Below are 797 nucleotides of genomic sequence, written 5' to 3'. Positions count from 1 at the left end.
TTAAGATTTGAGGAATCAGAGCATTGAGGTCTATATTAGCCACCAATCCGTCAGTATCATCATCACAGAATTCTTGATCAGGAAGAGAAAGGAACTGAGGTTCAGGGTTGATAATAATATCAAACTGACTATCAGTACTAAAGCATCCTGTTGTATTGTTGGTTATTCTCACATATATTGTTTGCGAGAAAGGGGTTGTGTTGGTAAAAGGCCCAACAATAGGGTTTGTATTGTTTTGCGCATCATTCAAAGAGGTGTAGTAGCTTACAGAATAATCACCTGGACTTTGTCCGTCAATAATGTTTTGTGTTTGTAGGCTAAGGTCAATGTTTTGCACTAGCCCATCAGTATCAGTATCACATAAGACAAGATCGCTTATAGGGCTGTTTACAGGGAGAGGATTCACAATTAGATCAAAAGACACAGTGTTGAAACAAGTCGTAGTGTTGTTAGTAACCCTGACGTATATAGTTTGTTGATTTTGAGTTGTGTTTTGAAAGTTGTTAGTATCAACAATCGGATTGTTATTTAGAATGGCATCATTTATTGTAAGATGAAAGCTTACACTGTAATCAGCAGGGTTTAATCCATTAAGGATCGTTGTTATTTGATTGTCTAGATTAAACCCACTGATCAATCCATCAGAGTCGTCATCACAAAGTTGAAGATTAGCGGGGGAACTAATGTTAGGTATTGGATTGACTCTAATATCAAAAGAGGTTTCAGAATTGATACATCCTGTATTGTTATTGATTCCTCTTACGTATATGGTTTGAGTGTTGGGGTTGATCATGTTA

The 797-nt window shown here is 36.6% G+C and carries 1 pseudogene; it reads right to left on the bottom strand.

Annotation, left to right across the window (positions count from 1 at the left end):
* Positions 1 to 797: pseudogene (locus tag ACFSRZ_RS11805) on the bottom strand (hypothetical protein); the annotation flags it as partial.

The organism is Pseudotenacibaculum haliotis (assembly GCF_042684245.1).
GTDB classification, from domain to species: Bacteria; Bacteroidota; Bacteroidia; order Flavobacteriales; family Flavobacteriaceae; genus Polaribacter; species Polaribacter haliotis_A.
The sequence above is the reverse complement of the archived record's forward strand: the minus strand, read 5'-3'. Positions and strand labels throughout refer to the sequence as shown.